The sequence below is a fragment of the Duganella sp. S19_KUP01_CR8 genome, assembly GCF_036688705.1.
Taxonomy (GTDB): Bacteria; Pseudomonadota; Gammaproteobacteria; order Burkholderiales; family Burkholderiaceae_D; genus Rugamonas.
Map to the genome: position 1 here is coordinate 21,625 of NZ_JAQQPR010000043.1, position 12,587 is coordinate 34,211.

The window sequence follows — 12,587 nt, forward strand, 5'->3', positions numbered from 1 at the left end:
TTTTATTACGCTGCGACTTTTTCGTCGCGCAGCTGACGGCGCAGGATCTTGCCGACATTGGTCTTCGGCAGCTCATCACGGAACTCGATGTACTTCGGCTTCTTGTAGGCGGTCAGTTCGTGCTTGCAGAAGTCCAGCAGCTGCTCGGCGGTCAGGTTCGGGTCCTTGCGCACCACGAACAGCTTGACGGCTTCGCCCGAGTTCTTGTCCGGCACGCCGATGCACGCCACTTCCAGCACGCCCGGATGCGAGGCCACCACGCCTTCCACTTCGTTCGGATACACGTTGAAGCCGGACACGATGATCATGTCCTTCTTGCGGTCGACGATGCGGGTGAAGCCTTGCTCGTTCATGATGCCGACGTCGCCGGTCTTGAAGAATCCGTCGGCCGTCATCGACTTGGCGGTTTCGTCCGGACGGTTCCAGTAGCCGGCCATCACCTGCGGGCCGCGGATGGCGATCTCGCCGGTCGCGCCCAGCGGCAGCACGTTGCCGTCGTCGTCCAGGATGCAGACGTCGGTCGATGGAATCGGCAAGCCGATGGTGCCGGTGAATTCCTTGATGTCGACGCGGTTGGCGGTGGCCACCGGCGAGGTTTCCGACATGCCGTAGCCTTCGATGATCGGCGTGCCGGTCAGCTTGAGCCAACGGTCGGCCACGGCCTGTTGCACGGCCATGCCGCCGCCGTTGCAGATCGAGTAGGACGAGAAGTCCAGCTTGGCGAACTCGGCGTTATTGAGCAGCGCGTTATACAGCGTGTTCACCGCAGGGAACACGGCCACGCGGTACTTGGCCAGCTCCTTGACGAAGCCGGGAATGTCGCGTGGATTCGGCACCAGCAGGTTCAGGCCGCCCATGCGCATGCCCATGAAGGAGCTGATGGTCAGCGAGTAGATGTGGTACAGCGGCAGCGCGCACACAAACACCAGCTGCTCGGCCTGCGGCTTGAATTGCAGCCAGGCTTCGTTCTGCAGCACGTTGGCGATGATGTTACGGTGCAGCAGCACGGCGCCCTTGGACACGCCGGTGGTGCCGCCGGTGTATTGCAGGAAGGCGATATCGTCATGGCCCTGCTTGACCGGATTGAGCGTCAGGCGCGAACCCTCGGCCAGCACCTGCTTGAACGAGACCGCGTTCGGCAGCGAGAACGACGGCACCATCTTCTTGACGTTGCGGACCACGAAGTTGACCAGCGTGCCCTTCAGCGCGCCCAGCATGTCGCCCATGGTGGCGACGATCACGTGCTTGACCTGGGTGTGCGCAACCACCTGCTCCACCGTGGTGGCGAAGTTTTCCAGCACGATGATCGCTTCCGAACCGGAGTCCACCAGCTGGTGCTGCAGCTCGCGCGGCGTGTACAGCGGATTGACGTTGACCACCGTGTAGCCGGCGCGCAAGATGGCCGCCATCGCCACCGGATATTGCAGCACGTTCGGCAGCATGATCGCCACGCGCGCGCCCGGCTTCAGACCCTTGCTTTGCAGCCAGGCGCCCATTTGCAGCGACAGCTTGTCGAGCTCGCCGTAAGTGACGAACTTGTCCATGCAGACGTAGGCGTTGCGGTCGGCAAACTTGCGGAACGATTCTTCCAGCAGGTGCGTCACCGAGCGGTACTGCGTGCTGTCGATCTCAGCGGGCACACCTTCGGGGTAGGACTTCAGCCAAATTTTTTCCATGTCTTACGCAGCTTTCTTGTTCTGGCCGGGTGGTTCATCGCGCAGCATGCGCCGCAGGATTTTCCCGACGTTGGTTTTGGGCAGCTCCTCGCGGAACTCGATATATTTTGGCTTTTTATAGCCGGTAAATTGTTCTTTGCAATACGCCATCAACTGCTCGACCGTCAGGTTCGGATCCTTGCGCACCACGAACACCTTGACCGCTTCGCCCGAGTGCTCGTCCGGCACGCCGATGCACGCACACTCCAGCACGCCCGGATGGAGCGCGATCACTCCCTCCAGCTCGTTCGGATAAACGTTGAAGCCGGACACCAGAATCATGTCCTTCTTGCGGTCGACGATCTTCACGAAGCCGTTCTCGTCCATCACGCCGACGTCGCCGGATTTGAAATAGCCGTCGGCCGTCATGACCTTGGCGGTTTCGTCCGGACGCTTCCAGTAGCCGGCCATCACCTGCGGACCGCGGATCGCGATCTCGCCCGGCTGGCCCAGCGCCACTTCATTGCCGTCGTCATCGAGGATAGCGATGTCGGTCGACGGTACCGGCAAACCGATGGTGCCGGTGAAGGCCGAGCTGTCGGCGCGGTTGCAGGTAGCCACCGGCGACGTCTCGGACAAGCCATAGCCTTCGATGATGGACACACCCGTCACCTTCAGCCATTTATCGTTGACGGCCTGCTGCACCGCCATGCCGCCGCCGTTGCAGATCTTCAGCGCCGAGAAGTCCAGGCTGCCGAAGGAGGCGTGGTTCAGCAGCGCGTTGTACAGCGTGTTCACCGCCGGCAGCATGTTGAACTTGTATTTGCTCAGCTCCTTGATGAAGCCGCCGATGTCGCGCGGATTCGGGATCAGGATATTCAGTGCGCCGACGCGCGTGCCCCACATCGCGCAGCAGGTCAGCGCGAAGATGTGGTACAGCGGCAGGGCGCAGACGATAGTGATCTGCTCGGTCACATTGCCCAGCGCCGGCTTGGACCAGGCCTCGTTCTGCAGCAGGTTGGCCACCAGGTTGCGGTGCGTCAGCGTGGCGCCCTTGGAGACGCCGGTGGTGCCGCCCGTGTATTGCAGGAAGGCCGGATCGGTCGGTTCCAGCGACACCGGGGTCAGCTTCATGCGGCCGCCTTGCGACAGCGCGTCCTTGAAGCGCACCGCGTTCGGCAAGGAGAACGGCGGCACCATCTTCTTGACGCTGCGCACCACGAAGTTGACCAGCGCGCCCTTGAGGCCGCCGAGCATCTCGCCCATGCTGGCCACCACGATGTGCTTGACTTGCGTGCGGCCCAGCACCTGCTCCAGCGTGGTCGCAAAATTTTCCAGGATCAGGATGGCTTCGCTGCCCGAGTCGTTGAGCTGGTGCTCCAGTTCGCGCGGCGTGTACAGCGGGTTGATGTTGACCACCGTGTAGCCGGCGCGCAGGATGGCGGCGATGGCGATCGGATACTGCAACACGTTCGGCATCATGACGGCGACGCGCGCCCCCTTCTTCATGCCGCGACTTTGCAGCCAGGCCCCCAGGCGCTTGGAATAGGCATCCACTTCGGCATAGGTAAGGAATTTGTCCATGCAGACGTAGGCGTTGCGGTCGGCGAACTTGTGGAAGGATTCTTCCATCAGCTGGACCAGCGAGCGGTATTGGCTCGTGTCGATCTCGGTCAGCATGCCGGGCGGGTACGACTTCAACCAGATTTTTTCCATCCTGTGCCTCGTGTCTCGAATTATCGTTGTAAGGTCCGGCGCACAGTGCCGGTTCAGGGTCGGGGGATTCGTCTATGCGAACTTCCGGAGCCTACTTATGACGATGCTATCGGGCAGCAAGCTCAGACGCAAGCGCATTTAACCATATTTGAACGCGGCTTCTAACGGCTTTTTATGTTGCATCGCAACATCAATGCATGCCTTCCGGCGCGGCGTCCGGCTCCTTGGCGCTCTCCGCGTTGAGCATTACCGGGCGACCCAGTTGCTGCAGCTGCTGCTGACGTTGAACTAGATCAAGAGAAGCTAATTTTTGCACTGCACCATAAAATCGCACGAACGTTCGTTCTTGCTTTAGCAATGAACGGAAGGCGGGCAAAAAATCGTGGTAAGTTCCCACAGCGCTGAGGTGGGCGTTGGTCAGCGGCTCGGCAAACCAGCGGTCGTAGCCGGCGTAGCCCCCCCAGCTGTCCTTCAATTTTTGGTACTCGGTTTTCAGGTGGGCGAAGATGCGCGCCTTCTCGGCCCGCTTGTGGCGGGTGCTGTATTTGCTGGCGTAGGTGTCGGCCAGCATTTTGCGGTGGCGCACCAATAGTTCGAGGAAGTCCTGGCGGCGCGCGTTGTAGCGAGTGTAGGCCTCGCGCATCGGATCGGTGCCGTACAGCTCCAGCCAGCGCGCCACGCCGGCCTCCTCCACCGCCGTCGCGAAGCCTTCGTTGAACTGCGAATCGCCCTGCACGTACACCACCTGGTGCGCCAGCTCGTGGAACACCATGCGCGCCAGCTCGGCGTCGGAATAGTTGATGAAGGTCGACAGCAGCGGATCGCTGAACCAGCCCAGCGTAGAGTACGCCGGCACGCCGCCGACTTGCACGTCGTCGTTCTCCTTGCGCAGCTCGTCGGCGTAGGCCATCGCGTCTTCCTTGCTGTAGTAGCCGCGATAGCTGACACAACCGGCGATCGGGAAGCACCACTGGATCGGCCGCAGCGACAGCTCCGGCGTCGCCACCACGTTCCACAGCACAAAGGGGCGCGTCAGCGCGGCGTAGTTTTTATAACTGGCGTTGTCGGGCAGGCCCAATTCCTTGACGGCGAAGCGGCGTATCAACAACGCTTTTTCCAGGCGGGCCTTGAGTTGGGGGTCGGTGGACGGATCGCCCAGCCAGTCTTCAATCGGACGGGCGTCCGACCACAGCGCATACTGGCCTTGGGCGGCTTGCATGTAATACTTGAGTTGAGCGCAACCAGCCAGCAAGATTGCTGCGCAGCCCGCCGCGACCCAGTATCTGGCGCGGACAATTCGGCGGGCTAAGTTGCGCATACATTACCTTCAAGCAGCGACTCTTTCGACTTGTACCAGTGTATCGTAAAAAGTTGGTGCGCGGCCCATATCAGTCAACTGTTGGCTGGTAACCTCATTGGCGTTTTTACCATCCCTGCCTAGCTTTTTCCACCACACTGACAAGCCTACAACGAGGCCCGCGCGCGCCTTGTCCGTGACCCGCGCCTTGGCGATGAAGGTGCCGCGGTCATTGAAGATGCGCACCATGTCGCCGTCGGCGATGCCGCGTGCCGCGCTGTCGGCCGGATGGATATCCAGGTGCGGCTCGCCCTCCGCCGAACGCAGGCTCTTGACGTTGACGAAAGTGGAGTTGAGGAAGTTGCGCGCCGGCGGAGAAATCATCGCCAGCGGATATCGTTTAGCCAGTTCCGGGTTGCTGGCCACCGATTCATACGGCGGCAGATACGCGGGCAGCGGATCGAGTCCGTCGGCCGCCATCTCGGCGGAATAGAACTCGCACTTGCCGGACGGCGTGGGGAAGCCGCCGTGCGCGAACGGCGCTTCGGGCACGTTGAGCTTCTGCCAGCCCTTCTGCTTCAGCGATTCCCAATCGAAGTTGACGGCGCGGACGTCCTGCGCATTGAAGGCCATGGCCGCCAGCTGGTCGTCGCTTTCCTGGAAGCAGGGATCGTCAAAGCCCATGCGCGCCGCCAGCAGGCGGAAGATCTCGGTGTTGGCCTTGGCCTCGCCCATCGGCGCGATGGCGGCGTTGTTGGCCATCATGTACAGGTGGCCGTAGGCGGTGTGCGTATCGACGTGCTCCAGCTGCGTGGTGGCCGGCAGCACGATGTCGGCGTAGTCCACGGTGTCGGTCTGGAAATGCTCCAGCACCACGGTGAACAAATCCTCGCGCGCGAAGCCGGCCATGACCTTGGCCGAATCCGGCGCGATCGCCAGCGGGTTGGCGTTATAGACGATCACCGCCTCCACTTCCGGCCCGAACTCCGCCGACGTCGGGCGCAGCAGGTCGTCGCCAATGGTGGTCATGTTGATGGTGCGCGGCTGGCTCTTCAGCAGGTCCGGCCGTTGCAGCGCCGCCTTGTTGGTCGGGAAGGAGCCGCTGGACGACAACTGGATGCCGCCGGCCGCATGGCGCCACGCGCCCACCAACGCCGGCAGGCAGGCGATGCTGCGCACCGACATGCCGCCGCCGCGCACGCGCTGCACGCCGTAGTTGGCGCGGATCGCCACCGGCTCGCCGGCGCGCGCCATGCCGCCGTACAGCCGCGCCAGGTCGACCACTTCGGCCACGCTGATGCCGCAGGTTTCGGCGGTGCGTTCCGGCGTCCATTCGGCCGCGCGTTGTTTCAGTTGTTCGTAGCCCAGCGTGTGCTGCGCGATGTAGTCGTGGTCGAGCAGGTCTTCGGCGATCAGCACATGCATCAGGCCCAGCGCCAGCGCGGCGTCGGTGCCGGGCAGCAGCGCGATGTGCTGGTGGCACTTCTCCGCCGTCAGCGAGCGGTAGGGATCGATGGCGATCAGCTTGGCGCCATTGCGCTTGGCTTCCTGCGCGCGGGTCCAGAAGTGCAGGTTGGAGGCGATCGGATTGCCGCCCCAGATCAGGATCAGCTTGGCGTTCTGGAACTGCTCCAGGTCAATCCCGATCGAAGCGCCGATGGTGTACTTGTAGCCGGTGGCGCCGGCCGTCGCGCAGATGGTGCGGTCCAGCAGCGACGCGCCGATCTGGTTGAAGAAGCGCGACGACATCGACTCGCCCTGCACCAGCCCCATGGTGCCGCAGTAGCTGTACGGCAGGATCGCTTGCGGAGCGCGCGCGGCAATTGCTTTGAGCTTGCCTGCGATGGTATCCAGCGCCTCGTCCCAGCTGATGCGCTCGAACTTGCCCTCGCCCTTCTTGCCGACGCGGCGCAGCGGATACAGCAAACGGTCTTCATGGTAGGTGCGCTCGGTGTAGCGCGCCACCTTGGTGCACAGCACGCCGGCGGTGGTCGGATGGTCGGGGTCGCCCTTGACGGCGGTGGCCACGCCGTCCTCCACCGTCACCAGTAGTGCGCAGGTATCGGGGCAGTCGTGCGGGCAGGTCGCGCGGACTTGTGTGGTTGTCATGTCTAACGCCTAAAAAACGTGGATGCAAAGCAGTATGGTAATCGATACGGCGACGATACTCCCCACTCTGGATTTGTTTGCACGACAAGGGCTACAATGGCTGTTCTCGATGCCCAAAAGGCAAGCGAACCCGATATTGGAGAAGCAGATGAAACTAGTTGACCCCATCATTGCATTTCAATCTGAAATACAGCAAATCCGGCGTGACCTGCACGCCCATCCCGAGCTGTGCTACGAAGAAAAACGCACCTCCGACGTCGTCGCAGACAAGCTGAGCGAATGGGGCATCCCCGTGATCCGCGGCCTGGGCCTGACCGGCGTGGTCGGCATCATCAAGCACGGCAGCTCCAAGCGCGCCATCGGCCTGCGCGCCGACATGGACGCGCTGCCGATGCAGGAAGTGAACACCTTCGCCCACGCCTCGCGCCATCCGGGCAAGATGCACGCCTGCGGCCACGACGGCCACACCGCCATGCTGCTGGGCGCGGCCAAGCACCTGGCCGAGCACCGCAATTTCGACGGAACGGTGTACCTCATTTTCCAGCCGGCCGAGGAAGGCGGCGCCGGCGCGCGCCGCATGATCGAGGACGGCCTGTTCGATCAATGCCCGATGGACGCGATCTACGGCATGCACAACTGGCCGGGCGCGCCGGTCGGCACGATGAGCGTGGTCGAGGGACCGATGATGGCCTCCAGTAACGAGTTCTACGTCACCGTCAAAGGCAAGGGCGCACACGCGGCCCAGCCGCACAAGGGCATCGATCCGGTGATGGTGGCGGTGCAGATCGCCCAGAGCTGGCAAACCATCATCAGCCGCCAAAAGAGTCCGCTGGACACGGCCGTGCTGTCGATCACCCAGATCCACGCCGGCAGCGCCACCAATGTGATCCCCGACGAAGCGGAACTGGTCGGCACGGTGCGCACCTTCACCCAGCCGGTGCTGGACATGATCGAGCAGCGCATGGGCGAGATCGCCCGGCACACGGCGGCCGCGTTCGGCGCCGAGGTGGACTTCAAGTTCCGCCGCAACTATCCGCCGTTGGTCAACCATCCGGCCGAGACCAGGTTCGCGGTGGAGGTGATGAAGTCGGTGGTGGGCGCGGACAAGGTCGACGACCAGGTCGAGCCGACCATGGGCGCGGAAGACTTCGCGTTCTTCCTGCAAGCCAAGCCGGGCTGCTACGTCTTCATCGGCAACGGCGAAGGCGACCACCGCGATGGCGGCCACGGCCTCGGCCCGTGCGTGCTGCACAACGGCAGCTACGACTTCAACGACAACCTGCTGCCGATCGGCGCCAGCTTCTGGGTGCGCCTGGCCGAGAAGAGCCTGCCGCTCGCTTAAGCCAGCTTGTCCGGGGCGGTGCCGACGCGCTGTCCGGGATTCAGGGCTTCCAGTCCCAGCAGGGCCGCCGAATGATCGGCCTGCGGGACCGTCTCCACCAGCGCCTGATAGCGCTCGGTCACCAGCTGCGTCACCGGCAAGGTGATGCCCGCCGCTTCCGCCGCCGCCAGGATGTTGCGCTGGTCTTTCAGCTGCGTCTTCACCTGGCCGCCGGCGACAAAATTCCGCTCCAGCATGCGCTGGCCGTGCACGTCGAGGATTTTGCTCTCGGCGAAACCGCCGCGTATCGCCGCCCGCATCGCCGCCGGATCGGCGCCGGCCGCCTGCGCCAGCAGCATGGCCTCGGCCACGATGTTGATGGTGGCGCCGACGATCAGCTGGTTGCACAGCTTGGCCACCTGGCCGCTGCCGGCCGGGCCCACCAATGTCGGCCGGCCCATGGCCGCCAGCACCGGCTCCAGCTCGGCGAAATCTTGCGCGCTGCCGCCGGCCATGATGGCCAGCGTACCGGCCGCCGCACCGCCCACGCCGCCGGACACCGGCGCGTCGACAAAGCGCCGGCCTTGTTCAGCCAGCAGCGCGTGGAACTCCTGCGCTTCCGATTGGCGGGTCGAGCTCATGTCCGCCCACAAGGCGCGCGGCGCCAGCGCCGGCAAGGCCTCACGCATCACGGCGCCGACGATGGGGCCTGCCTCCAGCATGGAGATGACGATGTCCGCATCGCGCACCGCATCGGCCAGCACCGCCACCGCATACGCGCCGGCATCCGCCAGCGCGGCGGCCTTGGCAAAGGTGCGGTTCCAGACCGTCACCGCGTGGCCGGCCGCCAGCAGGCGCCGCACCATCGGGTCTCCCATCAAGCCAATACCGAGAAAGGCGATTCGCGTAGACAATTCCAACTCCTGAGATGATCAAAATAACAGCCTCGTCGGAATTATTCCACGAACCCCGGTACAATCCCGACAGCCGTATAAATATGAGATATGGCATTTACATTGCAAGGATACTATGTTCGCGAAACAAATGATTGCAGCAGCAGTAGCACTGATCGCCGCACAGGGCGCATTTGCCGATGACAAACTGATCGATTCCGTGGCCATCGATTATGGCAACGCCGCCAAGGTACAAATGGTGCGGTTCAGCGCCGCCAAGGATTGGAGCGCGCGCTGGTTCCAATCGAACGGCACGCACCTGAGCGGCTACTGGGAAGCCAGCGCCGGTCTGTGGAAAGAAAGCCAGTACCAGAATATTTCGGGCAACACCGCCCACCTGTGGGATGTAGGCTTCACGCCGGTGTTCCGCTTCGAGAACGACAACAAGAAGGGCATCTACTACGAAGGCGGCATTGGCGTGCACCGCCTGTCCAAGCTGTACGATAACGATACATACCGTTTATCGACCCACTTCCAGTTCGGCGACCACATCGGCATCGGCTACGTGTTCGACAACAACTGGGAAATCGGCGGCAAGATCCAGCACTTCTCGAACGGCGGCTACAAGAAGCCTAACACCGGCGTCAACTTCGTCGAAATCAAAGCGGCTTACCACTTCTGATCGAAAAACAACCCGGGGTCAAGTCTGACATTCGGACACGAGCTCTACCGTAACGACCGCTACGGTAGAGCTCGTGTCCGAATGTCAGACTTGACCCCGTTGTTTTTATTTTAGACGTTCGATTCCGCGACGATCTTCCAGCTCTTGCCTTCCTTGGCCCAGTACTGTTTCTTGCGCACCGCGTGGCGGTATTTGCCGACCACGATCTGCTGCGTGAAATTGCTGACGATGACTTCTTCCTGGCTAGGCTGGCGGAAGTAACTCGGCTGGGTCACGGTCACGCTGATCTTCTTGGCGCCGGGCAGGAAGCGGTTCTTGTCCAGCCAGGCATTCACATCCTCGTCGGCCGCCGACTTGAAGCGCGGCGAATACAGCGCGCGCAAACCGGCGTCGTCACGATTCTCGACATCGCGGCGCCAGGCTTCCACCAGCGCACTGGCTACCCGCAGGTCGCGCTCCATTTGCTCCTTGCTGACGAACTCGACCTGGTCACCGATCAGGATCGGCGTCTTGCCGATTTCTACCGTGCGGGTCAGCGTGTTCAGGTCGTCGTTGCTGACCACCACGCAGCCGTCGGTCGACAGCGGCGGACGGCTGAAGGTTTCCGGCGGCGTGCCGTGCACCCAGATGCCGGAGCCGCTGCGGCCCTGCGCCTTGTCCCAGTCGTTCGGATAATCGAGCGGCAGCGCGCCCTTGCCGTACATGTCGGGCAGCTTCACGCCAGGCAAGTGGCCGATGATGTAGTACACGCCGACCGGCGTGCGCATATCGCCTTCCTTCAGCTTGTTGATGCCCAGCTTGCCCTGGCTGACGTAGAAGTCGGACAGCAGGCGGATCTGGTCGTTGCGGTTCTCGTACAAGTAAAGGCGCGAATGCTTGGCGTCGACGATCAGCGCATGCTTCTGGTCCTTGCGCATCTGCATCAGCGCGCGCGGCAGCAGCGCCGCCGACGGCCGGCCAGGCTCGGCCTGCATGCGCACGGTCGCTTCGCGCCGCAGGTCGGCCAGCTTGGATGCTTCGCCCGCCGGCACGGCCGCGCCCAGCACGCTCACGGCGCGGGTATGCATCAGCAGGATATCGCCGCGGACCAGATGGCCCAGTCGGAAATTGGGATAGGCGACCACCAGCGCATCGGCCTTCTGCTGGGCGACACGCAGGTTGTGCTGGGACAGCTCTTTGTAAATATCGGACAGCAGCTCTTCCGGATTGGCTTTACGGACGACCGGCGCCCGCACCGGCTTTTTTGCGGCGTAACTGGTCGCCCCTCCCAACACGCTGAGAAGGAGGACGCAAAGCAACCCACTGGCACGCCAGCGTTGCGAAAATCTAAAGTGTGACATCAGCTACCCGAGGCTTCCTGCTTAATCTGCCATTTTCCACCATTTTTGACCAGCACGAGCGTCTTCCGGCTTCTGGCGGTGAGGCGGTCCGATTCATAGGTCTGGCGGAAGGTCACTTTGGCCGTATTGCCGGTCACAACCACTTCCGGTCCGCCCACTTCGACGTGGATGCGGCCCTTGCCTTCAATGCGGGCGCGACGCTCATCGGCCCAGGCCTTGCGCGACAAACCTTTAGGCGGCTCGAACTCCTGGCTATAGTAGCCGAGGTAGGAATCAACATTCTGCGTCGTCCAGGCCTTGGCCCAGCCGTGGACCTGGGCCAGCACCGCATCACGCTCGGAGGTATCCGGCTTGGCGGCTTTTTCCGGTTCTGGCTTGGCAGGTTTCGGTGGCTCCACTTTGGCCGGCTTGGCCGGTTCGGCCTGGGCGATCACCACCGGCGCAGCCTTGACTGGCGCTGGTGCTGGTGCTGGCACAGGCGCCGGCTTCGGCGGTTCAACCTTGGCCAGCACCGGCGCAGGCGCTGGTGCTGCAGGCTTGACTGGAACCGGCGTAGGCGCAGGTGCTGGCGCGGCTGGCTTGGCGGCAACCGGCGCTGGTGCTGGCACAGGCGCTGGCGCTGGCGCTGCGGCCACTTTGACTGCTGGTGCTGGCGTCGGCGACGGTGCGGGCGGCGTCACCGACAAAGCCGGTATGCGTTGCAAGGTAGTCGACTTGCCGGTATCGGCAGGAATTTGCGAAATCAGCGGCGGCGCAGCATTGGCAGTGGCGCGTGGTGCAGCCGCTTGGGCCACTTGCTGAGGCGCGGATGCCGACGCTGGCGCGGCGATCTCCGGCGCGCCGAACTTGGCGCCGGTGCTGCTGGAGAAGTTCCGCAGCAGCGTCAACTTGGACTTGGCCGGCGGAGCATTGTTCGAGCCGAGCGCCAGCGCCTTGTCGTAGGCCTGGCTGGCCATCTTGCCGTAGACATCGCCCAGGTTTTCATACGCCGTCATATAGCTCGGATTGGTGCGGATCGCTTTTTCCAGCGACACGCGTGCCTTGTCATACTGGCCGTTGGCCGCGTACAGCACGGCCAGGTTGTTATAAGGTTCCGGCAGGTCTTTGTAATCTTCGGTCAGTTTGGTGAACACTGCGATCGCCTCATCCGACTTGTTTTGCTCGGTCAGCAGCACGCCCTTCATGAAGCGCATTTGCGGATCGGATGGGTGCTTGTTCAAGTATTCGTTGGTCTTGTTCAGTGCCTCGACAAACTTGCCGGCCTTGGCCAGTTTGCTAACGTCGGCCATCTCATCGGCGCGCGCAGGCGCAAGCGCGAAGAGGGTTACCACGATGCCGGCGGACGCCAGGGCACGGTACAGCATAGTTGGAGCTGTCTTATTTTTCATTGAGGTATGAAGCAAGCACGAAAGCACACATGGTACACCTTTCGTTTCCCTAGATCAAAATCTAGCTTGTATCTTATATGCCTCTTTTGTCACAAAAAATAGTACCCGGAAATGCGAAAAACCCCACCAAGATCACTTGGTGGGGTTCTTCTATATAACTAGCCTGACGATAACCTACTTTCACAC

Annotated in this window: 9 protein-coding genes; 2 read left to right on the forward strand and 7 right to left on the reverse strand. The window is 62.5% G+C overall.

The features are described from left to right. Nucleotides 1-5: 5 nt before the first annotated feature. The 4 genes from V6M89_RS28380 to V6M89_RS28395 form a co-directional block, all read right to left on the reverse strand. Entirely contained in the window at nt 6-1,676 is a 1,671-nt protein-coding gene (locus V6M89_RS28380; protein WP_332856364.1) for a long-chain-fatty-acid--CoA ligase, read from the reverse strand. Nucleotides 1,677-1,679: 3 nt separating this feature from the next. Beyond that, nucleotides 1,680-3,371 carry a long-chain-fatty-acid--CoA ligase gene (locus V6M89_RS28385; protein WP_332856365.1) on the reverse strand — a complete coding sequence of 564 codons (1,692 nt, stop codon included), beginning with the start codon at nt 3,369-3,371 and terminating at the stop codon, nt 1,680-1,682. Between the two features lie 190 nt (nt 3,372-3,561). Beyond that, nucleotides 3,562-4,689: an aminopeptidase gene (locus tag V6M89_RS28390; RefSeq protein WP_332856366.1), complete on the reverse strand. Its 1,128-nt coding sequence runs from the start codon at nt 4,687-4,689 to the stop codon at nt 3,562-3,564. Between the two features lie 9 nt (nt 4,690-4,698). After that, on the reverse strand, nt 4,699-6,777 hold the full coding sequence (locus V6M89_RS28395; protein ID WP_332856367.1) for a molybdopterin-containing oxidoreductase family protein: 2,079 nt from the start codon (nt 6,775-6,777) through the stop codon (nt 4,699-4,701). 148 nt (nt 6,778-6,925) lie between these two features. Between V6M89_RS28395 and V6M89_RS28400 the strand changes: the two genes are divergently transcribed. Then, complete coding sequence (locus V6M89_RS28400; RefSeq protein ID WP_332856368.1) at nt 6,926-8,119, forward strand: M20 aminoacylase family protein; 1,194 nt, start codon at nt 6,926-6,928, stop codon at nt 8,117-8,119. Here the strand turns inward: V6M89_RS28400 and V6M89_RS28405 are convergent. After that, nucleotides 8,116-9,012 carry an NAD(P)-dependent oxidoreductase gene (locus tag V6M89_RS28405; protein ID WP_332856369.1) on the reverse strand — a complete coding sequence of 299 codons (897 nt, stop codon included), beginning with the start codon at nt 9,010-9,012 and terminating at the stop codon, nt 8,116-8,118. The genes V6M89_RS28400 and V6M89_RS28405 overlap by 4 nt on opposite strands. A 115-nt stretch (nt 9,013-9,127) precedes the next feature. On the opposite strand from V6M89_RS28405, the gene V6M89_RS28410 reads away from it, so the two are divergent. Then, the gene (locus V6M89_RS28410; RefSeq protein WP_332856370.1) at nt 9,128-9,673 is read left to right on the forward strand and encodes an acyloxyacyl hydrolase; all 546 of its coding nucleotides are present in this window, start codon (nt 9,128-9,130) and stop codon (nt 9,671-9,673) included. A gap of 110 nt (nt 9,674-9,783) precedes the next feature. On the opposite strand, the gene V6M89_RS28415 is transcribed toward V6M89_RS28410, so the two are convergent. Together V6M89_RS28415 and V6M89_RS28420 are read right to left on the reverse strand one after the other, a co-directional pair. Beyond that, a complete protein-coding gene (locus tag V6M89_RS28415; RefSeq protein ID WP_332856371.1) occupies nt 9,784-10,908 on the reverse strand; it encodes a L,D-transpeptidase family protein in 1,125 nt (374 codons plus the stop codon). A 104-nt stretch (nt 10,909-11,012) separates the two neighbouring features. Then, nucleotides 11,013-12,377 carry a L,D-transpeptidase Cds6 family protein gene (locus V6M89_RS28420; RefSeq protein WP_332856372.1) on the reverse strand — a complete coding sequence of 455 codons (1,365 nt, stop codon included), beginning with the start codon at nt 12,375-12,377 and terminating at the stop codon, nt 11,013-11,015. Nucleotides 12,378-12,587: the final 210 nt, after the last annotated feature.